The organism is Lichenifustis flavocetrariae (assembly GCF_026130545.1).
GTDB classification, from domain to species: domain Bacteria; phylum Pseudomonadota; class Alphaproteobacteria; order Rhizobiales; family Beijerinckiaceae; genus Lichenihabitans; species Lichenihabitans flavocetrariae.
Genome location: NZ_JAMOIM010000017.1, coordinates 41,586 through 65,748, shown reverse-complemented (window position 1 = coordinate 65,748; position 24,163 = coordinate 41,586). Strand labels below are relative to the sequence as shown.

Genomic DNA, 24,163 nt, shown 5'->3' with positions numbered 1-24,163 from the left:
GCAAAGCCGGCGGATTTTTCATATTGGATCAGCGCTTCGGACGTCCGAGAGGTCGCCGCGGAGCGAGGATCGGATCGTGCTCCAGCATTGCGTAAAGCAGGTGATCCTGCCAGATGCCGTTGATCCGGAGGTAGGAGCGCGCATAGCCTTCCCGTGTGAAGCCAACGCTTTCCAAAAGGCAGGACGAGGCATCGTTGTGCGGCAGGCATGCGGCCTCCAGCCGATGCAGGCGGAGGGTGATAAAGGAATAATGCGCCGCCGCGCGCACGGCACGGCTCATGTAGCCACGGCCCGCGTAGGGCTGGCCCATCCAGTAGCCAAGCGTTGCCGTCTGGGCGACACCGCGCGAAACCTGGCCGATGGTGATGCCCCCGACCAGCGCCTCATTGTCGTCGAAGATAAAGAACGGATAGGCCTCGTCGCGCTCAATTTCCTCCGTATGGGCACGGACGCGACGGCGGAATGCGGCGCGCGTGAGGTCGTCAGCAGGCCAAATCGGCTCCCAAGGTACGAGGAAGGTGCGACTGCGTTCCCGTAAGGCAACCCATTCCTCATAGTCGCGCATCTCGGCCGGGCGCAGCGTGACCCCATCGCCGCGTACGACAGGCACGTTCTCTCCGGGCATGCCGAGACGGAACAAGGCCATGTCAGGCGGGCTCCCGCAGTTTGTGATCGGTGCGATGGCCGAGACGGCTGGCGATCCGGTCCGGCGACGGCACTTTTGACACAGGACCGATGGCGGCCACGCTTGGCGACGTCCTCAACATTTCGGCTCCGGCCGCCTTGGCGTCTGCCACCGTGATGGCATCGACTTTGGCTATGATTTCTTCGCGCGGGATGATCCGCCCGAAGGCCATATGCTGGCGAGCGATCTGTTCGGCGCGCGCGCTCGACGATTCGAGAGCCGTCAAAAGCGACACTTTCAGTTGAGCCTTGGCGCGCGCGACCTCGGCTTCGGTCAGGCTCTCGGTGGCCTCGGCGAGACAATCGAGTGCGACCGGCATCAGCTCCGGCACGTGGGCGGCTGCGGTCGCCGCATAGAAGCCGAACAGCCCCGTGTCCTCGTAGGTCCAGTCGAAGCTATGGATCGCATAGGCGAGCCCGCGCTCTTCTCGCACCGTCTGGAACAACCGGGATGACATACCGCCGCCAACCGCGTGAGAGAAGATGTGCGCCGCGTAGTGGCGCGGATCCCGGAACGAATAGGCTTCGAACGCGACTGTAATATGAGCCTGCTCCAGTCGCCGTTTCTCGCGCGTGTCGCCACCTTTGTATCGAGCCTGAGCGGCTTGAAGATGGGGTGCGGCCGCGATGGCGCCGAAGTGGGACGACACATCTGCCAGAAAGCGCTCATGATCGACCGCGCCCGCCGCCGCGACGATCATATTGCCGGCGCCATATTGCGTCCCGAGATAGCCCTCGATCGCTTGCCGGGTGAAGCCGGAGACGGTTTCCGGAGTTCCGAGGATCGGCCTCCCGATGGCCTGATCCGGGTAAGCGGTCCGGGTGAGCATTTCGAAGACGAGGTCGTCGGGCGTATCCTCGACCGCGGCAATCTCCTGGATCACCACTTGCTTCTCACGGTCGAGCTCGGCGGCTTCGAAACTGCTGTCCGTGAGGATGTCGGCCAGGATGTCGAGCGCGAGCGGCGTATCGGCGGCGAGTACCCGGGCGTAATAGGCCGTCTGCTCCGTCGAGGTGGCGGCGTTGAGATCGCCGCCAGCCGATTCGATCTCCTCCGCGATCGCTCGGGCGGACCGGCGTCGCGTTCCCTTGAACGCCATGTGCTCCAGGAAGTGCGACAGGCCATGTTGATCGGCTGTCTCGTGCCGGGAGCCACTGTCGACCCAGATACCCAAGGCCGTCGTCTCAAGATGCGGCATGGCGTCCGTGAGGACGCGCAGTCCGTTCGGCAACGTAGAGATGGAGATGGTCATAGGGGCGTGAGGGCTCCGGTCGTGGCCCGCTCGCGAATAAAGAACTCGATCGCGGCGAGGTCGTTCGGCAGCACCGTGAAGCGCTCAGGCCGGCTCAGAAGATCCGCCATATGGGGCGGCAACGGCGGACGCTGGCCCGTGGCACGCTCCACAGCTTCCGGGAACTTGGCGGGATGGGCTGTGCCAAGTACGATCATGGGGGTATGTCCGTCGGTCGCCATGGCGCGCCGTGCGGCGTGGACGCCTACCGCCGTGTGCGGGTCGAGGATGTGACCTGTCTCCGCATAGGTGCGCTTCATCTCGGCCTGCGTCTCGGCTTCATCCGTGCGCAGCGCAGAGAATTCAGTACGCAGGTGGCCGAGGGGGTGAGGCGGCACGGTGAAACGTCCGGACTGCCGTAGTCCTTCCATGAGAGCTCGCACGGCCGCCGGATCCCGGTCGAGCGCGTCGAACAGGACACGCTCGAAGTTGGAGGAAATCTGAATATCCATCGAGGGAGATTGCGTCTGCCGCACGTCGCGCAGCGCATATTCACCCTCAGCCAAACAGCGGGCCAGAATGTCGTTTTCGTTCGTGGCAATCACCAGCTTGTCGACCGGGAGCCCCATGCGCTTGGCCACGTAGCCCGCGAAGATGTCGCCGAAATTGCCGGTCGGCACCGTGAACGAGACTGATCGCCGGGGACTTCCGAGAGCGACACCGGCGACAAAGTAGTAGGTGATCTGGGCGACGATACGAGCCCAGTTGATCGAATTCACACCTGTCAACCGCATGGCATCGCGAAAGGCATGATGGTTGAACATGCCCTTCACAATCGCCTGGCAATCGTCGAACGACCCTTCAAGAGCGATCGCATGCACATTCGGGGCGTCGACCGACGTCATCTGGCGTCGCTGCACATCCGAAACCCGGCCATGCGGATAGAGAATGAAGACATCCACATTCGGCAAGCCCCGAAAGGCCTCGATGGCGGCCGCGCCCGTGTCACCCGAAGTCGCGCCCACCACCACGGCGCGCTCTGCCCTTGCCTGCAAGGCATGATCCATCATGCGGCCGAGCAACTGCATCGCCACATCCTTGAAGGCGAGCGTCGGACCGTGAAACAGTTCGAGCACGAACAGGTTGGGGCCAAGCTGTGTCAACGGCGTCACGGCGGGATGCCGGAATGTCGCGTAGGCCGCATCGATCATGCGGCTCAGCTCCGCAGCCGGGAACGCGCCGGCCGCGAATGGTGCGATAACGGCTTCCGCGACGCTCGCGTAGGAACGACCCGCGAAGGAGGCGATCGAATCGCCATCCAGCACAGGAACTATGGCCGGGACATACAGCCCACCGTCCCGCGCGAGCCCCGCCGTCATGGCTTCCAAAAAGCTCGCAGCTGGCGCTTCGCCGCGCGTCGAGATGTAATGCACCAAGGATCCCCGATTGCTCACGTCTTAATGCAGCCTCCGGGGCGCCCTGGCTACAGTCTTTTTAGGCCGGCCGGCAGGGATGCATTCGCGTGTTCGAACAGCCGTTTCCATATAAAAGCGACGAAAACCAAACAAAGCCCAACCGCCAGGCCGAACCATGTCATCGCATAGGAGAGATGGTTGTTGGGAATATCGAGGAGGGTCTCGCCGCCTTGCGGTAGATCGCCCGGTACCCCGGACGCATCGGCATCGACCGTGAAGGGAGCAACTCTGTCGAGCCGGAAGTAGCTTCCTATCGCAGCGGGATCGCGGGTGAACCATGTGCCGCCCTTGGGATCATCGGCCGGGGTAAAGAGATTTCGTGATTCGGGTTCGCGCATCAGTCCCGTAACCGTGACCAGACCCTTCGCCTGGCCGGCCGGCCGACTTGCCGGGTCAACGTTTTCCTGCGGCACAAATCCCCTGTTCACGATGACGATGACGCCATCGGGCAGGCGAAGGGGTGTCAGTACGAGATCGCCAAGCCCGCTGGTGCGCCCCTTTGCGGTTTCCGGCGACAGCGGCCGGAACACATGGACTTCGTCCTCATGCAGGAACGTGCCCGTGAGCGTCACATGCCGATAGGCATAATCATCGTGACGAAGCGATGCCCATTGTGACTCGGGGGGTAGGGGCTGCGGCGTTGCGGTGGTGCGTTCGGCGATCTCGGCGAGAAGACGCGTTTTCCAGTCAAGGCGTCTGACCTGCCACACCCCCAAGCCGACCAGAATGGCAAGTGCCACCGAAAAGGCTATTGTGGGCCAGATTAGTCCGCCAGCCGAGACGCTTGGAGTCCTGGCCCTATCCAAGGCGGCCCTGCTCGGCCTTGTTTCGATACTGGAGGGCCACGAGAACCCCCTTCAGCGGACGCAGAACCGCAAGACAGAGTAAAACGGCCAGGGGCAGAGAAATCACCATATGAACCCAGATGGGTGGCTCGTAGGCAATATCGAGGATGAGAGCGAGCCCAACCACGATAGTGCCGACAATGAGGGTGACGAATACGGCTGGGCCGTCACCAGCATCCGCGAAGCCATAATCCAGCCCGCAATGGTCGCAACGCGGTCCCAGGGTCAAGAATCCACGAAACAAGCGACCTGAGCCACAGCGTGGGCAGCGTCCCAGCAGCCCCGTGGAAATCGCGGGAATGGGCGGATACTCGTCGTTGAGGGAGTCGACCATCTTGTGTTCCAACCAAACCAGGGCGGCTGGAAACGCCGTGCGGCATATGAGGCCGTCCCGTCAATCCCTCAGCTGTCAGGTGCCAAGTGCTAAGCACCTTAAGGGTGCTGCACCAGAATGAGATCGATTTGAGACCCCGGGTCTCACCTGGAGCTGTCGCCGCAGCCGTAGCATCTTGGTAGAAGATCAGCCCGGCGCAACTTCCATCGCGGCGCCCCAGGTTCCCCACACGTAGATGCTCGCGAAGAGGAACAGCCACACCACATCGACGAAGTGCCAATACCAGGCGGCGAATTCAAAGCCGAGATGCTGCTTGGGTGTGAACGATCCGGCGTAGACCCGGAGAAGGCAGACGATCAGGAAGATCGTCCCAACGATGACGTGGAAGCCATGAAAGCCGGTCGCCATGAAGAAGGTCGCGCCGAAGATGTTTTCTTTGAACCCGAAGGGTGCATGCGCATATTCGTAAGCCTGCACCGAGGTGAACAGCATTCCGAGCAGCACAGTGCAGATCAAACCCGTCTTCAGCGATTTCCGGTCTCCCCCGAGCAAGGCATGATGCGCCCAGGTGATGGTGGTGCCCGATGTGAGCAGAATGAGGGTGTTAAAGAGGGGGAAATGCCACGGATCGATCGCTTCGATCCCCTTCGGCGGCCATTGCCCGCCCGTGAACGTGTCGCGCAGATACTCGATCTTGGAGCCGGGAAACAGGCTGACATTGAAATAGGCCCAGAACCACGCCACGAAGAACATCACCTCGGAGGCGATGAACATGATCATGCCATAGCGGTGGCTCAGCTGGACGACGCGGGTGTGCGCCCCTTCCTTCTCGGCTTCATGGATGACGTCGATCCACCAGACCAGCATGGTGTAGAGAACACCGCCAAGGCCGGCGATGTTGAGGAACGGTCCGAGCTTCAGCCCAAACATCGTGAGCCCCTTCATCCACATGACGAGACCGACGGCCATGAAGAAGGCGCTGACCGAGGCGACCAGCGGCCAGGGGCTTGGCGCAACCAGGTGGTAGTCGTGGTTCGGCTTGGCGTGCGCGTCGGCCATCGTGCTGTCCTATCCCTCTCCAGAGCGACTGTTCCGACTTGCCTTGTGACGGGGAGCCCGTCAAGCAGAGCCGCCGAATGTCAGAGTTTTTTGTCAGGTGCGGCTTTGCCGTTCTCGGTGTTGGTGGCGACCGGGCGGTCGGTGTCGCGCACGGGGTAGAATGTATACGACAAGGTTACGGAATCGACCGCAACCATCGACTTGTCCTTTTCCAGAGCGGGGTCGAGGAAAAATACGACCGGCATTTCGATCGTCTCGCCAGGCCCGATCGTCTGGTCGCTAAAGCAGAAGCAGGCGATCTTGTCGAAATAGGCCCCGGTCACCTCCGGCGTCACGTTATATTCGGCACGCCCCGTCGTGATACGGCCCGAATCATTGCGAACCTTGTAATAGACGGTCGCGGTCTGACCGGTGCGGAGGTCGATCGACGCCGTTTCCGGCTCGAAGGTCCAAGGCAGACCTCCGCCGACATTGCCGTCGAAGCGGACTGTCAGGACACGGGCACCGGTCTTGGCAGGTGCGGACTTCGCGACCTGCGTGGTCCCGCCGAAGCCGGTCGCGTTGCAGAAGGCCCGGTAGAGTGGCACCGATGCGTAGGTGAGGCCAATCATGCCGAAGAACACAGACGCGACGATGAACGCCGTCGCGCGGTGATGCCGAGGCGATGCGGGTCTCATGAGCCGTCGAACATTGAGAACACGTGTGAGCCCAGCTTGGCGATCGTGATCACGTAGAACAAGATGACGAGACCGCCGACGCCGAGCCCGATGGCGACGTTGCGGGCGCGCCGGCTGCGCGCTTGCGCCGGGCTGAGGACGAGGCTTTGATCCGGGTCGGGGCGCGTCGGCATCGCGGCAGGCACCTCAGAACCTCAGCCCGAACGAATGTTCGGCGAGCAGGATGGCAAAGGGCAGCAGCAGGTACAGGATCGAAAAGCCGAAAAGATGGCGCGCCGCCTTGTCGGCAGCCTCGCCCTCGCGGACACGATAGACTTGCACGGCGAACCAGAGCATCGCGGTGCCGGCCACCGCAGCCACCAACCCATAGGCGGTGCCGCCGAGCCCCATCACCCAGGGCACACAACCGAGCGGCGCAAGGATGAGCGTGTAGATGAGGATCTCAGTTCGGGTCCGGTCGGGACCCTTCACATTGGGCATCATCGGAATGCCGGCGCGGGCGTATTCGTCCGACTTGATGAGCGCGAGAGCCCAGAAATGCGGCGGCGTCCAGATGAAGATGATGGCGAACAACACCACGCTCGCCCAGGTCACCGAACCCGTCGCGACCGCATAGCCGATCATGGGCGGAAACGCGCCCGCCGCTCCGCCGATGACGATGTTCTGCGGCGTCGTGCGCTTCAACCACATTGTGTAGATGACGGCATAGAAAAAGATTGTGCCGGCCAGGAGAGCTCCCGCGACCCAATTGGATGCGAGCCCGAGGACCATGACCGAGAAGATCGAAAGGACCACGCCGAACGCCAGTGCCTCCGCGGAAGCAACGCGGCCATCCGGAATAGGACGCTTCCGCGTGCGGGTCATGATGGCATCGATATCCGCGTCATAGACCATGTTGAGAGCACCGGACGCGCCGGCTCCCACCGCGATAGCGAACAGCGAGATCAGGCCCGTGATGGCATTCAGGTGGCCTGGAGCGGCCATCATGCCGCAGAGTGCGGTAAACACCACGAGCGACATCACGCGGGGTTTCAGCAGTTCGATATAGTCGGAGGGGGTGGCCAAGGAGGCGCCGACGAGGCCGGGCTGATCAAAGGCGGGTTGTTGGGTGGCCAAACTCATCGAAAAGGATTCGTCCTTTGCACCGATCTCTCGCGGCGTCTTAGATCAATTCCACACTGCTGGCCATGCCCGCAGTGCCACACCGAAGTGCGATGCACCTTCGAAGCCGATACTCGTCCGGAAAGATGTCGAATCGGCCTTTGACGGACGACACCTGATGTTTCTCGAAGCGCGGCACGAGGGCTGTGGGGCAGCCCTCGCAACATTCCGCTAATGGTCCGAACCTGTGATCCGTGGCAGCGTTTCGAACTGATGGAAGGGCGGAGGTGACGGCAGCGTCCACTCAAGTGTCGTGGCGCCCACGCCCCAAGGATTGTCGCCGGCGACTCGCTTCAGCTTAAAGGCCTCGTAGATCACGTAGAGAAAGATCACCACGCCGGCTCCAGAGATCAGCGCACCGATCGAGGAGACCTGGTTCCAGAAGCTATAGGCGTCCGGGTAATCCACGTAGCGGCGCGGCATGCCGGCCAGTCCAAGGAAATGCTGCGGGAAGAACGTGAGGTTCACACCCACGAACATGACCCAGAACTGAAGGTTTCCGAGTTTCTCATTGTAAAGGTAGCCCGACATTTTCGGGAACCAATAGTAGAAGCCGGCGAACAGGGCGAAGACAGCGCCGAGCGACAGAACGTAGTGGAAATGCGCCACCACATAATAGGTCTCATGCAAGGCGCGATCGACGCCGGCATTCGCCAGAACCACACCCGTCACGCCGCCGACGGTGAACAGGAACACGAAACCGACGGCCCATAGCATCGGGGTCCGGAACGCGATCGAGCCGCCCCACATGGTGGCGATCCAGGAGAACACCTTCACGCCCGTCGGGACCGCGATCACCATGGTGGCGAAGACGAAATATCGCTGTGTGTCGAGCGACATGCCGACCGTGTACATGTGATGGGCCCACACCACGAACCCGACGACCCCGATCGCCACCATGGCATAGGCCATGCCGAGGTAGCCGAAGACCGGCTTCCGCGAGAAGGTCGAGATGATATGGCTGATGATGCCGAAGGCGGGCAGGATCAGAATGTACACTTCAGGGTGACCGAAGAACCAGAACAGGTGCTGGAACAGAAGCGGATCACCCCCGAAGGACGGGTCGAAGAAACTCGTACCGAAGTTCCGGTCCGTGAGCAGCATCGTTATGGCGCCCGCGAGAACCGGCAGCGACAGGACGAGCAGGAAGGCTGTCACAAGCACCGACCACGCGAAGAGCGGCATCTTGTGGATGGTCATGCCCGGCGCGCGCATGTTGAAGATCGTGGTGATGAAGTTGATCGCACCGAGGATCGATGACGCCCCCGCGAGGTGGAGCGACAGAATCAGGAAGTCCATCGCCGGGCCGGGATGGCCGACATTGGACGACAGGGGCGGGTACATGACCCAGCCACCGCCAAAGCCCTTCATGCCCGGCGCGCCCTCCACGTTCAGCGAGATGAGAAGCAGCAGGAAAGAGGCCGGCAGCAACCAGAACGAGATGTTGTTGAGGCGCGGAAAGGCCATGTCGGGTGCGCCGATCATGATCGGCACGAACCAGTTACCGAAGCCGCCGATGAGGGCGGGCATGACCATGAAGAAGATCATGATCAGACCGTGCGCCGTGATCTGCACGTTGTAGAGGTTCTTCCCCATGTCGACCATGTTCGACGAATCGGCTTCGCCGATCGCCTGGGCCAGGTGGCCCATGAAGTGCCAACTGGGGTTGAGCAATTGCAGCCGGATGAAGATCGACATCATGCCGCCGATGCAGCCGGCCGTGATCGCGAAGATCAGATAGAGGGTGCCAATGTCCTTGTGGTTCGTCGAATACATATATCGACGCCAGCCATGCGGATGACTGTGCTCGGCGGTTTCGATGGAAGCGGCATTTGGCATTTCGGACAGCCTCGAGAGGGTCGCGGGCTTTGACTTAATTAGCGGGTGAGGGCCTTCGTGGACGATGCATCCGCGTAGGAGGTACCACCTGTGCTGGCGTATTTCTTCTTCGCATCCTGTAGCCAAGCCGCATAGGCGGGCTCGCTCACGACACGAACGGCGATCGGCATATAGGCATGGTCTTTGCCGCAGAGCTTCGAGCACTGGCCGTAGAAGACGCCTTCCCGCTCGGCCTTGAACCAGGTCTCATTGAGGCGACCCGGGACAGCATCTATACGCGAGCCGAGTGACTGCACCACCCAGGAGTGAATGACGTCGGCGCCGGTCACCTGCATGCGGACCACCTTGTTGACAGGAACCACGACCTCGTTGTCGACGGAGAGCAGGTGGATGTCGCCGGGTTGCAGGTCACTGTCGGCCTTGAGAACCGAATCGAATTCAAAGCCCCCATTCTGGTCCTTGGGATAATCGTAGCTCCAATACCACTGTTTGCCGGTCGCCTTGATGGTGATGTCGGCCTTGGGGATGACGAGCTGCTGTGTGAGCAGACGGAACGACGGGATCGCGATGATCACGAGCACGAGGACCGGCAGGATGGTCCAAGCGACTTCCAGGCCGGTGTGGTGGGTCATCTTCGACGGCGTCGGATTGGCTCTGTCATTGAACCGGAAGACGCAGAAGAGGAGGAGGCCCGCTACGAACAGGCAGATGGCGACGATGATCGGGAGGATCAGATCGTCGTGGAACCAATGGATGTAAGCCGCAATCGGCGTCACCGCCTCTTGGAACCCTATCTGCATCGGAACCGGATGACCGGCTTCGGCGGCAAGCGCGTTGCCAGCGATGAAAGACCCTAGTGTCGCAAAGACCGCTTTTAGTGACGTCCCGAGCCGGTTGCCAGGCATGAAATCGTCGCTCCCCTTGTCGATAGCCTTGGCCCGCCATGACTTGGCGAACTGCCACCCTTTAATTGTTCCAACCATAAAGCCGGTTGCAGCGCAATGGGCCAGGGTCCGGGTGTGCGTCAAACCGCGCTCGACGCGGAGTGGCGTGGCTGGCCAGCCACGCCACTCCGCCGACTGTGGCTTGACAGGAGCAGGTCATTTGCTACGGCACGGCTTCAGGCGGGTGCCGAAGGAGTGGTCATGCAGGAGGCGCGGCATCGCGTGCGAGTTGGCACGCGGCGATTGAAGGGCACGGCCGGCGTTCTCGCGCTTGCAATCGGGATTCTGCCGGGCTTCAGCCTCCATGGGTTTGCCCAGGGCGTCGTGAAACAAAAATTCGGCGACTGGGAGATGCGCTGCGAAACCCCGCCCGGCGCCCAGAAGGAACAATGCGCGCTGATACAGAGCGTTGCGGCCGAGGACCGACCCAACGTCAATCTGGTGGTCATCGTTCTCAAGACAGCCGACGGTAAGAGTCGACTTCTCCGGGTCGTTGCGCCGCTCGGCGTCTTGCTGCCTTCCGGTTTGGGATTGAAGGTGGATCAGGCCGATGTCGGCCGTGCGGGCTTTGTCCGCTGCCTGCCCACGGGCTGCATCGCCGAGGTCATGATGGAAGACAAGCTGATCGACCAGCTGAGCAGCGGCACAACCGCGACTTTCATCATCTTCCAGACGCCGGAAGAGGGCATCGGGATTCCGCTGACGCTCGGCGGTTTCAAAGATGGTTTTGCGAAGTTGCCGTAAAACGGCCCGTCGACGTCATGTGAGTCGCGCGACGAGATAGTCGTGGTAGGTCCTGGCCCCCGCGCGGATCCCGAATGTTTCGATCCATGTGGATCGACTCATCGAGCTGCATCGGTTTGTGCCAGCTTGGCTTTGACCAGACCATTCGCGGTGCCAGCTTTTTGCTGGATCGGTCGCCACGTATTCGACTGGGCAATCATCCCGCGGATCGAGGCGACGCTTGCGGCCGCGTCCGAGGGACTCAAGTCACGTTCCGCCACCTGCTCGGCCTCATCGAATTTCCCGTCGAGCGCAAGCACCAGCGCGAAGTTCTGTCGCACCCGCATGTCGGCCTCCGGGCTCTGCGAGGCTTGGCGCATGGTCATTTCGGCTTTGGGCAGTTGATTGTCGAGCGCATAGGACAGCCCGAGGTTCGACAGCACATGTGGGTCGGCCGGTTTGATTTTCAGCGCGGCCGAGTAATAGGCTTGGGCCTGAGCGTGGTCGCCCAGTTGATCCGCGACCGAGCCTTGTGCCGACAGGACGCTCCAGTTCGGATTCTCGGGTGTATGGGCGCGGCCGAGGACATCGGCGGCTTCCTTGAACCGGCCCGCATCAGCGAGCGTCTTGCCATAGGTGGCAAGCACCTCCTGATCGTAAGGGTATTTGATGGCAATCGCCTCCATCACGGCGGCGGCCTGGCTGTATTGGGTCATTGCCCGTAAGCCCTTGACGTAGTTTAAGGCCGTGACTTTATCGCCGGGGGTTTTCTTATAGCGCTCGGACCAGGTTGCCGTGTAGTCGCGTAAACCGGCCGACGAGGAAGGAGGCGCCGACGCGGCAATCGAACCCGTGACATCGCTGTTGATCCCGAAGCATCCGCCGAGGGACAGAGCGGCGGTCATTGCCGCCGCCGCCATCGCCGATCGCAAAGCTTGCGGGCGGATCGGCGAAACGTTAGCCCTCATGCGACGAACGACTCCAAGGCTCGATCAGGTGGAACGTGAGCCGGATCAGCAATAAGCCGTTAACCCTAATCATGTGTTAATTCGAAGCGTTGCCTTCGGCGGGAGTCCATCGATGCCATTCCGTTTCGCTGATCCTGCCGTCCAGCCGATCACCATCGAGGTCGTCTCGGACAGCAGTTGGAGTGAGGTGGAAAAGACCCTCAGTGCGCCCCAGCGAGCCTTCGCGCGGCTGCTTGATTTTGCCCCGAAGCCAGGCCGTCACTGCATCCTTCCGCCGGGCGAAGGGCAGTCGGCACGCGTGCTCTTCGGCGTAGCCGAAACATCGGACCGATCCTACGATCCGATGCTGCCGGGCCGCCTCGCCGTGGTCTTGCCGTCTGGTGCATATCGGTTCGGGGCCGACACGCCGGATCTCGACCTCGCGACCCTTTCCTGGGCTCTCACGAGCTATCGCTTCACCCGCTATAAGAAGGCTCCCAACGACCTTGCGCAACTGTGTGCGGCGGAAGGTGTCGATCAACGGCGCGTGCTGCGTATCGTCGAGGCGGTGAGCTTCGGGCGCGACCTGATCAACACGCCGGCCTGCGACATGGGACCTGAAGCCCTTGCGGCGGCGGCAACGGGGCTCGCAGAACGTTACGGAGCCAAGGCGGCCGTCATTCAGGGAGACGCTTTGGCGGCCGGGTTCCCTCTCATCGACGCGGTGGGACGGGCAGGGCACCAGCCGCCACGCCTGGTCGACATGGTGTGGGGGCGGGCGGACGCGCCCAAAGTCACCCTCGTCGGCAAGGGGGTTACCTTCGATACGGGCGGGCTCAACATCAAGCCCGAAAGCGGCATGCTGATCATGAAGAAGGACATGGGCGGAGGCGCCACCGCGCTCGCCCTCGCCCAGATGGTCATGGATGCGGGCCTCGATCTGCGGTTGCGCGTCATTCTGCCGATCGTCGAGAATTCGATTTCGGCCCCGTCCTTCCGGCCTGGAGATGTGATCCGCAGCCGCAAGGGCACAACGGTCGAGATCGGCAACACCGACGCGGAGGGCCGGCTGATTCTCGCCGATGCGCTTGCGCTTGGCGGGGAGGACAAGCCCGATCTCCTGATCGATTTCGCGACGCTCACGGGCGCGGCGCGTGTCGCCCTCGGCCCCGATCTGCCGCCGTTCTTTACCGAGGATGATGAACTCGCCTCGACCCTGCAGCGGCATGGACAGATCGTGCGCGACCCTGTCTGGCGGCTACCGCTCTGGTCCCCTATGATTCCATGCTCGACGGCAAGGTCGCGGATGTGAACAATGTTGGAGGAAGTGCCTTCGCGGGTTCGATCACGGCTGCTCTTTTCCTCCGGCGCTTCGTCGAACCGCAGCAGGCATGGGTCCATTTCGATATGTTCGGCTGGGTGCCGGCCGCGAAGCCGGGCCGCCCGGAGGGCGGCGAGGTGCAGGTTGCGCGCCTGCTCTATGACTATCTGTCCCAGCGGTTTCCGTCATGACGACCGGCTTCGACCGGCGGATCACACCCGCCAGGCCCGACCGGGCGGCGGCTCACCTGAAAGGTCAGGTCGAGGCCGCCACCTTTGTCGAAGGCACGCCCCGCAGCGTGATCGCCGCGTCGGCGCCGCTGCGCCGCGAGCCACGTCTCGATTGCTCGCTGGATACGGAAGCGCTGCGTGGCGAGCGGGTGATGGTCTACGAGGAATCCTCCGAGGGGTGGGCCTGGGTGCAGCTCCTTCGAGATCAATATTGCGGCTATCTGCCGTCTGACATGCTGGGGGCGTTGGAAACCTCGACCCATCAGGTCACCGCTTTGCGAACCCTGGTGTTTCCGGGACCAGACCTGAAATTGCCGATCGTCGGCGCCCTCACGCTCGGCTCACGACTTCCGGTCGCCGAGATCGTGGGCAAATATGCGCGCGTGCCCGACGGGTTCGTGCCTCTCGGCCATCTCGGGGCGCTCGACATGATCGAGCCCGATCCCGTCTCGGTCGCCGAGCGCTTTTTGGGCGTTCCCTATCTGTGGGGAGGCAAGACAAGCCTCGGACTCGACTGCTCGGGCCTCGTCCAGGTGGCCCTGGCGGCGGCCGCGCGATCGGCCCCGCGGGACAGCGACATGCAGGCGAGTGAGCTTGGCGAAGCACTCGCCTTGGACGCGACCTTGAGGCGCGGTGATCTCGTGTTCTGGCCGGGCCACGTCGGCCTCATGCGCGATGCCGAGACCTTGCTGCATGCCAATGCCCACGCCATGATGGTGTCGTCCGAACCTCTCGCAGAGGCGCGAGCCCGCATCCAGGCGTCCACAGGGGTTTTGGTTTCAGCCATTCGGCGCCTGTAGGTGTATCGGCGCGGAATCGAAATTCCCATACGCCCGCTGACAGCGCCCTCAATGGGTTGTCAGCCACGACCTATGGCAGACAAAGATCCGTTCGAGCTTTGTGGAGGGGGACTTCGGTTTGGGGTAAACCGCTCAGACGTCGAGAATGACACTGCCGGTCGTGCGTCCCGCTTCGAGGTCTTCATGCGCCCGGGCAGCGTCCCGTAACGAGTACTCCGCTCCGATCGGATTGGTCAGCCCGTCTTCGAGAGCGGCCAGCAAATCACGGGCGCCTTGGAGGTAAAGGGATGGATCATTGGCGTAAGCGATTGAGCTGGGCCGCATGAGCGCGATTGATCGCGCGAAACCTAGGTCTTCCACCCTCACGGCCGGGATTGGGCCAGCGGGCTGACCAAGGCTGGCGACGATCCCGAATGGACGCACGCATCCCAAAGTTTGCGTCAACATCTGGCCGCCGATCCCATCAACCGCGAGATGCACGCCCTTTCCGCCGGCGAACTGGCGGGCTTTATCCACCCAGTCCTGTTCCGTATGCAAGAGCACCAGGTCGGCCCCCGCATTGCGGGCCAATGCATGCTTCGCCTCGGAACCGACAGTGCCGATGACGTTGGCCCCCATTCGCTTCCCCCAACGAGTCACAATCTGCCCGAGTCCGCCGGCTGCGGCATGCACCAGAAGCCAGTCCCCAGGCCGAACAGCATAGACCTTGTGCAGCAACATGTGGGCCGTGAGGCCGCGCAGCATCGTGCTACCGGCGACGCGATCAGAGATACTGTCCGGCAGGTGGATCAACCTTGCCTCTGGTAGATTGCGGAGTTCGGCATATGCCCCAAGGGGCGCGCCCATGTAAGCAACTCGGTCACCGCGCCGCAGTGTGGTGACGCCGGAACCAACCATTTCCACTCGCCCGGCGCCTTCGAGGCCAAGCACGGCAGGCGTCTCTGCCAAAGGATACAGGCCGGTGCGATAATAGATGTCGACGAAGTTCACACCGACAACGGTCTGACGTATCTGCACCTCGCCGGGGGGCGGGTCACGAACCACGACATCTTTCGCTTGCAGAACGTGCGGGTCACCTGCGGCGGTCATCATGATCGCGATGGGCATGAAAAGCTCCGTTACTGCCTTACAGCGCAGGGAAGCCCATTTTCAGATGCGCGGAAATTCCATTGCTTTGCCCAAGGCATGTGCAATTATGCACGTATGGATTGGCAAGATGTCCGCCACTTTGTGGCTCTGGCCCGACTGGGCTCATTCTCGGCCGCGGCGCGCGAGCTGCGGGTGGACCACGCCACGGTTGGTCGAAGGGTGGCTGCGCTCGAGGCGAGCTTGGATGTGCGGCTGCTCGACAGACTGCCGCGCCGTGCCCTGCTGACTGATGATGGCAGAGCCATCGCGGCTCTCGGAGCCAGCATGGAGGATGCGGCGGTGCAGATAGAGCGCCGAGCAAGGGGTGCGGGAGCATCGCCTGCCGCCACTGTCCGGGTGAGTGCATCCCCAGCAGTCGCGGCGCGGTTGATCGCACCGCGTGTCGCGCGTTTTCATGAAAAGAATCCCGCCATCACCTTGGTGCTCTCTGGCGTCACTGAAACGGTCGCCATGGATCGTGGTGAGGCCGATCTCGCCGTGCGATTATCCCAGCCGAAGGACCCTGAACTTGTCGCGCACCGGATCGGCATCATGCGCTTCGGACTTTATGCAAGCCCCGATCAGGCGAAGGTTCCGCCGGAGAGCTGGCGCTTCATTGCCTATGACGCTCCTCTGGACAACGTGCCGCAACAGGTGTGGCTAAAAAGCCTTCTCGTTGGGCGACCCATCATTTTTCATGCAAGTGACCTCTTCGGTCAGCAGGAAGCGGCCCGCGCCGGTATGGGGGCGGTTGTGCTCCCCTGTTTCATGGGGGACGTGGATACGGCTCTTGTCCGGTTGCCGACTTCATCAAAGCCACCGGTGCGTGACATATGGCTTGCGACTTATCCAGACCTCAAACGCTCAGCGAAAATCAGATCGGTTATGGACTTCCTTCGAGGCGCGATTGAACTCGGTTGCCCTCGATCGGAACAGGCCTAAGAACCACCAACCTGTATGCGGCTCCATTTGCGCGTCCGTCTCGCTGAATATGCGCCGCGTCTCAGGCAATGCGCGCCACAAAGGCCGCTCAATGACGCGGCGCGTCACTCGCCGTTGTCCGCCCCTCCATGTAGCGGCGGACTTTCATATCCAAAAAAAAGCCGCCTCGGTGTCCCGAGGCGGCTCTGATCTTCTCTTGTTTTATTGTGGTCGAACTCAGCCTTCGGCTGTAGCCGCCAGCTTCTCGGCCTTTTCGAGATCCTCGCCGGTCGCCTGATCGACGGCGCGCATCGAAAGCTTGACCTTGCCGCGATCGTCGAAGCCGACGAGCTTCACCTTCACCTTGTCGCCTTCCTTGACGACGTCGGAGGTCTTGGCGACGCGGCCTTTGCCGAGCTGCGAGATGTGGACGAGGCCGTCCTTCGAACCGAAGAAGTTCACGAAGGCGCCGAAGTCCACGACCTTGACGACAGTTCCCTCATAGATCGCGCCGACTTCCGGATCATTGGCGATGGACTTGATCCAGTTGATGGCCGCCGTGATGGAGGCCGCGTCCGAGGAAGCGACCTTCACGGTGCCGTCGTCCTCGATATTGACCTTCGCGCCGGTCTTCTCGACGATCTCGCGGATCACCTTGCCGCCGGTGCCGATCACTTCGCGGATCTTGTCGGTCGGGATCTTCAAGGTCTCGATACGCGGCGCGAACTCGCCGAGTTCGGACCGGGCGCCGGTGAGGGCCTTCGACATCTCGTCCAGGATGTGCAGGCGCCCGTCCTTGGCCTGACCGAGTGCGACACGCATGATCTCCTCGGTGATGCCGGTGATCTTGATGTCCATTTGCAGCGAGGTCACGCCCTCGGCCGTACCGGCCACCTTAAAATCCATGTCGCCGAGGTGATCCTCGTCGCCAAGAATATCGGAGAGCACCGCAAAGCGCTCGCCTTCCTTGATCAAACCCATGGCGATACCCGCAGTCGGCCGCTTCAACGGCACGCCGGCATCCATGAGGGACAGGGAGGCGCCGCAAACCGTGGCCATGGAGGACGAGCCGTTCGACTCCGTGATCTCCGAAACCACCCGGACCGTATAGGGGAATTCGGCCGCGGTTGGCATCATCGGCCGGATCGCGCGCCACGCGAGCTTGCCGTGGCCGATTTCACGACGCCCCGGCGAACCCATGCGCCCGGTCTCGCCGACCGAGTAGGGAGGGAAGTTGTAGTGGAGCAGGAAGCGCTCCTTGTACGAGCCTTCGAGATTGTCGATGTACTGCTCGTCTTCACCTGTGCCGAGCGTCGCCACGACCAACGCTTGCGTCTCGCCACGCGTGAACAGGGACGAGCCATGCGCGCGGGGGAGAACACCCACCTGCGCCAGGATGGGGCGGACGGTCTTCAGATCACGCCCGTCGATGCGGTGGCCGGTATCAAGGACGTTCCAGCGGACCACCTTTGCCTGCAGAGCGTGGAAGGCTTCGAGAACAGCTTCCTTGTCGAGGCCGCCTTCGCCTTCATGCGCCCCGAAATGCGCCACGGCCTTGGCCCGGGCGGCATCGACAGCGGTGTAGCGATCGGCTTTCGCCGTGATCGAATAGGCCCTGCGGAGATCCTCCTCGATCACGTCCCGCACGGTCTTCTCGGCGGCGGACTTGTCGGCGGTCTGGAACTCACGCGGTTCCTTCGCGGCCTTCTCGGCCAGCCGGATGATGGCCTCGATCACGGGCTGGAAGCCGGCGTGGCCGGTCATAACCGCTTCGAGCATCTTGTCTTCCGACAGCTCGCGGGCCTCGGACTCAACCATCAGCACCGCGTCATGCGTGCCGGCCACGACAAGGTCGAGCGTCGAGGTCTTCATCTCGTCGACCGTCGGGTTCACCTTGAGCTGGCCACTGATCATGCCGACCCGGGCTGCTCCGACCGGTCCCATGAAGGGAATGCCCGAGATGGTCAGGGCCGCCGAGGTGGCGACCATGGCCAGAATGTCAGGATCGTTTTCGAGATCGTGCGACAGCACCGTCACGACGATCTGGGTGTCGAACAGATAGCCTTCCGGGAAAAGCGGGCGGATCGGACGGTCGATCAGCCGCGAGGTGAGGATTTCCTTTTCCGAGGGACGGCCCTCGCGCTTGAAATAGCCACCCGGAATACGGCCGGCCGCAAAAGTCTTTTCCTGATAGTTGACCGTCAAGGGGAAGAAGTCTTGGCCCGGCTTCTGCTTCTTGGCCGAGACGACAGTCGCGAGAACGGTGGTTTCGCCCATCGTTGCCAATACGGCGCCGTCAGCTTGGCGCGCTATGCGCCCTGTTTCGAGGACGAGCTTCTGCCCGGCCCAATCAATTTCTTCGCGTTCAATCTGAAACATGGTGTGCCTTTGCTAGGCGACCCTGGCAGCCATGCGCAGAACGGCGAGAGATTGAAGACGGAAGTGCCGTGCAATCCCTGGCGATCCTGCCATGGCGGCGGTCACCTTGGGGTGGACGGACGGCCCCATGCCGTCCCGTCCGGAAGGCCGACTATGCGGCCATGACAAAACGGCACCGACAGGCGTCAGTGCCGTGAGAGCAATTTAGCGGCGGATGCCGAGACGCTCGATCAGCGCCTTGTAGCGCGGCTCGTCGTTCTTCTTCACGTAGTCGAGAAGCGAGCGGCGGGTGGAAACCAGCTGCAGCAGACCACGTCGCGAGTGGTTGTCTTTGACATGGGTTTTGAAGTGGCTTGTCAGGTTGTTGATGCGCTCCGTCAGGATCGCAACCTGGACCTCCGGAGAGCCGGTATCGTTCGGCTTAATGCCATAGTCCTTGATCAGCGCAGCTTTGCGCTCGGCCGTAATCGACATCGAAAGTCCTTTTCATGCAAGAGAACGGCGAAAGCCGCCGATGGTATGATTGCCGCAGGCGCAGCCGGGATGTCGTCCAGCAGCCCCACAACAAGCATAGCGCCCGGTTCGAAACCGCGCGATGCGGTTCAATAACGCGATCAGGCGCATGTTGCCAGCGAAAATCCGTAGAACTCTCGCGTCGGTGACATGAGCGACCTAGATTGACCGCAAACACCACGGCCGGTGTCGCATGGGTCGGGAGCAGCCTCGATGGCGAGTGGTGACGCCAAGTCGCCGTCTTTTGCGCATTATCTTCTCCGCGGAGAGGAGGTCGTGTGGTGGGGCCGGCCCCGGCAGGGGTTGTTGCTGACGCCCCGTGATGCGCTCCTGATCCCGTTCAGTCTTCTCTGGGGCGGCTTTGCCATCTTTTGGGAAACGATGGTGCTGCGAACTGAAGCGCCGGGCTTCATGGCTCTGTGGGGGCTCCCCTTCGTTCTCGTCGGTCTTTTCTTGATCTTCGGTCGGTTCTTCCTCGATTCCTGGCTGCGCGCACGGATCTACTACGCCGTGACGAAGCAGCGAATTTTGATAGCCCGGTCGGGACCTTGGCCGAGTTTCAAGGCGCTCCATCTCGACCGCCTGCCCGAAGTTACGTTGAACGAGGAACGTGCGGGCAGGGGCACGATCCGGTTTGGGTCCTCGACCCGGGGATGGAACTCCTGGAACGGGCGCGCGGGTGCGGGAGAATGGATAGCGGCGCTCGATTCGCGTCCGCAGTTCTTGTCGATTGCAGATGCGAAACGTGTGTTCGGCATTATCCAACACTTGACCGCAGGAGCGTCACTTTCGGAGACACTGGATCCTCGATGAGTCGATCCTCAGGACACATGTTTGCGGTCAGGCCTGGGCCGACAACGGCGTCGTGACTTCTTCCAGCGATTTGCCCTCCGCCTTCACGGCATATAATCCCGCCACAACGGCGGCCCCGAGCATCAGCGCGGACCCAAACGCATAGCCCCAAAACAGACTTTCGCGTGACCCGCTGCCGATCAGGAGACCGAAAAGGTAGGGTGCGCCCGCACCACCGATCGCCGTTCCCACCGCATAGAAGACCGCGATCGCAAAGGCTCGCATCTCGATCGGGAAGGTTTCGCTGACCGTGAGATAGGCCGCACTCGCGGCCGGCGATGCGAAAAAGAAGATCAGCATCCAGGCGAGCGTCTGTGTCGTCGCCGTGAGCCAGCCAGCCAGAAACATGCCACCGCTCGCCAGCAGAAGAAGTCCCGACAGACCATAGGTGATCACCAGCATGGGCCGCCGCCCAACGACGTCGAAGAGGCGGCCGAGCAGGAGGGGGCCTAAGAAATTGCCGAGCGCGAAAGGCAGGATATACCACCCGACAGCGCCGCCGGCGACCCCGTAGAACTTTGTGAGAACAAGCGCATAGGTGAAGAAGATCGCGTTGTAGAAGAACGCCTGCGCGGACATCAGCGCGAGGGCCACGAAGGTGCGCTTGCGATGGGTCTCAAATAGCGTTTTGAACACCTCGCGCACCGGCGTGTGGTCGCGCGGCGTAAAACGAAGGGCTTTGTCAGGGCCCACAGGGTCCGCGCTGCCGCCATGCTGGCGCACATGGGCCTCGATATCATCCAGGATCTGGTCCGCCTCCTGGTCCCGCCCATGCAGGGCAAGCCAGCGCGGACTTTCAGGCACCCAGGTGCGCATGAGCAGAATCGCGAGGCCGAGAAACGCGCCGATGAAGAAGCAGGCTCGCCAACCATGTTCCGCTGTCAGCCAATGGCCGTCGAGAAAGACCAGCGAGCCGGCGGCGCCGAGTGCCGCCCCGATCCAGAACGAACCGTTGATGCAGAGGTCGGTCCAGCCGCGGTAGCGGGCCGGCACGAACTCCTGGATGGTGGAGTTGATGGCCGCATATTCGCCTCCGATGCCGGCACCGGTCAGAAATCGAAAGACGAAGAAGCTCGTGGCGTTCCAGGAAAATCCCGTCAGGGCCGTCGCCGTGAGGTAGAGCCCGAGGGTGACGAAGAACAAGAGCTTGCGGCCGAGCCGATCCGTCATCCAGCCGAACAGCACCGCACCCGCGACAGCGCCCAGAAGGTAGGCCGTGCCCGCGAGGCCCACTTCGGAATCCGAGAGGTGCAGGGCGGGACTCTGCTTGAGAGCGTCGGACACGGAGCCGGCAAGCGTCACTTCGAGCCCGTCGAGAATCCAGGTGATGCCGAGCGCCGCGACGATCATCGTGTGGAAACGGCTCCACCGCAGGCGTTCCAGACGGGCCGGGATCAAGGTGGTCGCGATTTGATTCAGCGAGGCCATCGTTCAGGCCTCCTGCGCGGCGGCAATGAGGCCCATGGCGACTGCGGCGATACGCGCGGCCGTTAAGGCGGATAACCTATGCCGATCATCGCGATCGGGTACATATTCGACCAAGGCGAGACCGACGATGGAGGCCTTCCTGGCCGCGGCCCGCATGAGGCCGACCACGTCCTCATAGGTCAGTCCGCCCGGCGTCGGCATGGCCACGGCGGGAAGCACGGCGGGGTCTAACCCATCGACGTCGATCGAGATGAAGCAGCGGCCCCCGTCCGGAACGGATGCAAGAGCTTCTTCGAAACCGCGTGCGTGAAGCGCATAGGATGTCACGAGTTTGCTGCCCCAGGCGCGCGCGTCGTCATGCTGCCAGGAGCCGCCACTGCCGAGACCCCGAATGCCCACCTGCACCATGCCGGTGACCCAGGGCAATTCTGCGGCACGACGCATGGTCGAGCCGTAGCCAAGCGGATTGCCGAGGATGACGTCCCCCCAATCCACATGGGCGTCGATTTGCAGAATGGTCAGCGGCCCATGGCCCTCATAGGCCTGCAGCATCGGTATCGGCACGGAATCGTCGCCGCCGAGCATCACCGGGATGGCACCGGCACTGAGAACCTGGCGCACTGCAGTCTCGATCCTCTCCCGATTGGCTTTGCTCTCGAAGGCGCTCGTGGGGACATCGCCGCAGTCCACCATGCCGCGCCATTCGTCCCTGTTCGGGAACAGTGTCTCGTCGAGGTCGAAATCGAACTGGCCGAGAGAAGCGGCGAATTCCGCCGAGGCTTCTCGCAACACTTGTGGAGCCTGGGCGGAATGGCTGGCGGTTCCCAGAGCGTAGGGTGAGGCCTCAGACGCACCCAGGACCACGATCCGTTGGTCCGACAACCGGTCCAACGTGCCACGCGGCAGCCCAATAAACGTCTTCGCTTCAGCCATCGATCGCCCTTTCCGCTTCAGGCGAGACGGTTCAAGGCGGGGAAAGTTCCCTTTCGCTGGCCGTAGGCCATCCCGCCGGGTCAGCGGAAACAGGGCAAGGTGAAAGTGCCGAGCCTTGGCCCGGCATGGCGGGCTTTAAAAGGGCAGGTTGAACACCCGATAGGGTTGCAGGGCGCCCTGTTCGATCGGCCCGAAGGCCACCACCACACCCCCACAGGCTGCGAAAGCCATGCCTTCGAAAGGTGCGTCGTGACCGCGCAGGATGAGGGGCTGCCCGCGACGCAGATGAACCGCGTCACCGCGATTGATCGGCACGCACGCGACCTCGCTGAGACCCGCTTCGACCGGTAGAAGCCCCGCCGGTCCCTGTTCGGGATTGTCGAGCACGTCCAGGCCGACCGCGTCGGGTTCGAAGAAGGGACCGACGCGCGTGCGGCGCAACGCCGTGACATGTCCGAAACAACCCAGCATCAGGCCGAGATCACGAGCAATGGCCCGCACATAGGTGCCCTTGCCACATTTGGCTTCGAGGACCGCTTCATCGACACTTGGCACAGCGACGAGATCCAGGCTGTGGACCGTGACCGCCCGGAGCGGCAACTCGACCTCAAGGCCGTCGCGGGCGCGATCATAGGCGCGCTCGCCATCGATCTTGATCGCCGAGAAGGCCGGCGGCCGTTGCTGGATCGTTCCGACGAACGATGGCAGAGCCTGAACGATCGCCTCTGTCGATGGCCGAACATCCGACTGAGCGACCGGGTGGCCCTCCGTGTCGTCGGTATTGGTCTGCACCCCCCACCGGACCGTGAAGCGATAGGCCTTTTCACCATCCTGAACGAACGGCACCGTCTTCGTGGCTTCACCAAGCGCGATCGGCAAAATCCCCGACGCCAGCGGATCGAGCGTGCCGGCGTGCCCCGCCTTCTTGGCGTTGAAGATGCGTTTCATGCGGCTGACCGCATGGGTGGAGGTCATGCCAACAGGCTTGTCGAACACGATCCAGCCGCTCACGTCGCGACGTGTGTTTCGGTGCTGACCCTGAGGTTGGTTCATGAAGCAATCATATCTTGGAAAACAAATGGAAACGAGACCGCGACCTCAGTGGAGGTTGCGGTCAGATGAAGTCAGTCGCGAAAATCGCGCCGCGCCGATCGGAGGATACCGTCCGCGAGTGTCGCCGATACGCTAGTGCCGGAGATCTTGCCCTTCATCGGCATCATCCTCGCCCATCACGGCAAGGTCGCGCTGAACTTCCGGTGAGGCTAGCAGAGCATCAATGCGCGCGCCCCGGTCGAAACTCTCGTCAACCCGAAAGCGCAGGTCAGGTGCAAAGCGCAATGTGCACTTGTGAGCCACTTCCGTGCGGATGAACTTGCGGTTCCGGTCGAGAGATTGGAGCACGGGCTCAACGTCCTTGCCGCCGAGCGGCATGATGTAGACGGTCGCCAATTTGAGGTCGGGAGACATCCGGACCTCCGGCACGGAGATGACGTGTCCGTCGAGAACCGGATCGTTGATGCCGCCTCGCGATAGAAGTTCTGCGACGACGTGACGAATGAGTTCCCCCACGCGCAGCATACGTTGGGATGGCTGATCGCCGGAATGATGAGCTCGAGACATGACCTTACCTGATCCCGCAAATACGCCTTCAGAGGCAACGCGGGGAAACCTGATTTGTTGAACGGAGAGTGATCACGCGATGAAAAGCAAAAGCGGCACGACCCGTCGGTTTTCGACG

General features: G+C 62.3%; 23 protein-coding genes and 1 pseudogene. 5 read left to right on the top strand and 19 right to left on the bottom strand.

Features of this window, described 5'->3' with window-relative positions:
- Positions 1-28 precede the first annotated feature (28 nt).
- The 11 genes from M8523_RS22015 to coxB all read right to left on the bottom strand — a co-directional run bounded on the left by M8523_RS22015 (position 29) and on the right by coxB (position 10,211).
- Positions 29-646, bottom strand: coding sequence for a GNAT family N-acetyltransferase (locus M8523_RS22015; RefSeq protein ID WP_282587059.1), 618 nt, complete (start codon positions 644-646; stop codon positions 29-31).
- Position 647: 1 nt separating this feature from the next.
- Positions 648-1,937, bottom strand: coding sequence for a M16 family metallopeptidase (locus tag M8523_RS22010; RefSeq protein ID WP_282587058.1), 1,290 nt, complete (start codon positions 1,935-1,937; stop codon positions 648-650).
- Positions 1,934-3,349 carry a threonine synthase gene (gene thrC / locus M8523_RS22005; RefSeq protein ID WP_282587057.1) on the bottom strand — a complete coding sequence of 472 codons (1,416 nt, stop codon included), beginning with the start codon at positions 3,347-3,349 and terminating at the stop codon, positions 1,934-1,936. The genes M8523_RS22010 and thrC overlap by 4 nt, the downstream gene beginning before the upstream one ends.
- Positions 3,350-3,399: 50 nt before the next feature.
- Entirely contained in the window at positions 3,400-4,131 is a 732-nt protein-coding gene (locus M8523_RS22000; protein WP_282587056.1) for an SURF1 family protein, read from the bottom strand.
- Positions 4,132-4,189: 58 nt separating this feature from the next.
- Complete coding sequence (locus M8523_RS21995) at positions 4,190-4,570, bottom strand: DUF983 domain-containing protein (protein ID WP_282587055.1); 381 nt, start codon at positions 4,568-4,570, stop codon at positions 4,190-4,192.
- A gap of 186 nt (positions 4,571-4,756) precedes the next feature.
- Entirely contained in the window at positions 4,757-5,629 is an 873-nt protein-coding gene (locus tag M8523_RS21990; protein WP_282587054.1) for a cytochrome c oxidase subunit 3, read from the bottom strand.
- A gap of 80 nt (positions 5,630-5,709) precedes the next feature.
- Positions 5,710-6,306 (bottom strand): cytochrome c oxidase assembly protein, encoded by a 597-nt coding sequence (locus M8523_RS21985; RefSeq protein ID WP_282587053.1) that lies wholly within the window; start codon positions 6,304-6,306, stop codon positions 5,710-5,712.
- Entirely contained in the window at positions 6,303-6,479 is a 177-nt protein-coding gene (locus M8523_RS21980) for a cytochrome c oxidase system small membrane protein (protein WP_282587052.1), read from the bottom strand. The genes M8523_RS21985 and M8523_RS21980 overlap by 4 nt, the downstream gene beginning before the upstream one ends.
- Before the next feature lie 13 nt (positions 6,480-6,492).
- Positions 6,493-7,428, bottom strand: a complete 936-nt coding sequence (locus tag M8523_RS21975) for a heme o synthase (RefSeq protein ID WP_282587051.1) — start codon at positions 7,426-7,428, stop codon at positions 6,493-6,495.
- Between the two features lie 210 nt (positions 7,429-7,638).
- A complete protein-coding gene (gene ctaD / locus M8523_RS21970) occupies positions 7,639-9,306 on the bottom strand; it encodes a cytochrome c oxidase subunit I (protein WP_282587050.1) in 1,668 nt (555 codons plus the stop codon).
- A gap of 38 nt (positions 9,307-9,344) precedes the next feature.
- Positions 9,345-10,211: a cytochrome c oxidase subunit II gene (gene coxB, locus M8523_RS21965; RefSeq protein WP_282587124.1), complete on the bottom strand. Its 867-nt coding sequence runs from the start codon at positions 10,209-10,211 to the stop codon at positions 9,345-9,347.
- Positions 10,212-10,451: 240 nt separating this feature from the next.
- On the opposite strand from coxB, the gene M8523_RS21960 reads away from it, so the two are divergent.
- A complete protein-coding gene (locus tag M8523_RS21960; protein ID WP_282587049.1) occupies positions 10,452-10,994 on the top strand; it encodes an invasion associated locus B family protein in 543 nt (180 codons plus the stop codon).
- Between the two features lie 98 nt (positions 10,995-11,092).
- Here the strand turns inward: M8523_RS21960 and M8523_RS21955 are convergent, their stop codons facing one another.
- On the bottom strand, positions 11,093-11,941 hold the full coding sequence (locus M8523_RS21955) for a tetratricopeptide repeat protein (RefSeq protein ID WP_282587048.1): 849 nt from the start codon (positions 11,939-11,941) through the stop codon (positions 11,093-11,095).
- A 112-nt stretch (positions 11,942-12,053) separates the two neighbouring features.
- On the opposite strand from M8523_RS21955, the pseudogene M8523_RS21950 reads away from it, so the two are divergent.
- Together M8523_RS21950 and M8523_RS21945 are read left to right on the top strand one after the other, a co-directional pair.
- Positions 12,054-13,432 (top strand): annotated as a pseudogene (locus tag M8523_RS21950) (leucyl aminopeptidase family protein).
- Positions 13,429-14,271 carry a C40 family peptidase gene (locus tag M8523_RS21945; protein WP_282587047.1) on the top strand — a complete coding sequence of 281 codons (843 nt, stop codon included), beginning with the start codon at positions 13,429-13,431 and terminating at the stop codon, positions 14,269-14,271. Before M8523_RS21950 ends, M8523_RS21945 begins: the two are co-directional and overlap by 4 nt.
- A 132-nt stretch (positions 14,272-14,403) precedes the next feature.
- On the opposite strand, the gene M8523_RS21940 is transcribed toward M8523_RS21945, so the two are convergent.
- The gene (locus M8523_RS21940) at positions 14,404-15,378 is read right to left on the bottom strand and encodes a quinone oxidoreductase family protein (RefSeq protein WP_282587046.1); all 975 of its coding nucleotides are present in this window, start codon (positions 15,376-15,378) and stop codon (positions 14,404-14,406) included.
- On the opposite strand from M8523_RS21940, the gene M8523_RS21935 reads away from it, so the two are divergent.
- The gene (locus tag M8523_RS21935; protein ID WP_282587123.1) at positions 15,337-16,341 is read left to right on the top strand and encodes a LysR family transcriptional regulator; all 1,005 of its coding nucleotides are present in this window, start codon (positions 15,337-15,339) and stop codon (positions 16,339-16,341) included. The two genes, M8523_RS21940 and M8523_RS21935, sit on opposite strands and share 42 nt — an antisense overlap.
- Before the next feature lie 216 nt (positions 16,342-16,557).
- Here the strand turns inward: M8523_RS21935 and pnp are convergent, their stop codons facing one another.
- Together pnp and rpsO are read right to left on the bottom strand one after the other, a co-directional pair.
- Positions 16,558-18,699 carry a polyribonucleotide nucleotidyltransferase gene (pnp, locus tag M8523_RS21930; protein ID WP_282587045.1) on the bottom strand — a complete coding sequence of 714 codons (2,142 nt, stop codon included), beginning with the start codon at positions 18,697-18,699 and terminating at the stop codon, positions 16,558-16,560.
- A gap of 204 nt (positions 18,700-18,903) precedes the next feature.
- Positions 18,904-19,173: a 30S ribosomal protein S15 gene (gene rpsO / locus M8523_RS21925; protein WP_282587044.1), complete on the bottom strand. Its 270-nt coding sequence runs from the start codon at positions 19,171-19,173 to the stop codon at positions 18,904-18,906.
- A 252-nt stretch (positions 19,174-19,425) separates the two neighbouring features.
- On the opposite strand from rpsO, the gene M8523_RS21920 reads away from it, so the two are divergent.
- The gene (locus M8523_RS21920; RefSeq protein ID WP_282587043.1) at positions 19,426-20,025 is read left to right on the top strand and encodes a PH domain-containing protein; all 600 of its coding nucleotides are present in this window, start codon (positions 19,426-19,428) and stop codon (positions 20,023-20,025) included.
- A 27-nt stretch (positions 20,026-20,052) separates the two neighbouring features.
- Here the strand turns inward: M8523_RS21920 and M8523_RS21915 are convergent, their stop codons facing one another.
- The 4 genes from M8523_RS21915 to rbfA all read right to left on the bottom strand — a co-directional run bounded on the left by M8523_RS21915 (position 20,053) and on the right by rbfA (position 24,045).
- Positions 20,053-21,492 carry an MFS transporter gene (locus M8523_RS21915; RefSeq protein ID WP_282587042.1) on the bottom strand — a complete coding sequence of 480 codons (1,440 nt, stop codon included), beginning with the start codon at positions 21,490-21,492 and terminating at the stop codon, positions 20,053-20,055.
- Between the two features lie 3 nt (positions 21,493-21,495).
- Positions 21,496-22,425: an arginase family protein gene (locus M8523_RS21910; protein WP_282587041.1), complete on the bottom strand. Its 930-nt coding sequence runs from the start codon at positions 22,423-22,425 to the stop codon at positions 21,496-21,498.
- Positions 22,426-22,560: 135 nt separating this feature from the next.
- Complete coding sequence (truB, locus tag M8523_RS21905; RefSeq protein ID WP_282587040.1) at positions 22,561-23,478, bottom strand: tRNA pseudouridine(55) synthase TruB; 918 nt, start codon at positions 23,476-23,478, stop codon at positions 22,561-22,563.
- A gap of 132 nt (positions 23,479-23,610) precedes the next feature.
- A complete protein-coding gene (rbfA, locus tag M8523_RS21900) occupies positions 23,611-24,045 on the bottom strand; it encodes a 30S ribosome-binding factor RbfA (protein ID WP_282587039.1) in 435 nt (144 codons plus the stop codon).
- Positions 24,046-24,163: the final 118 nt, after the last annotated feature.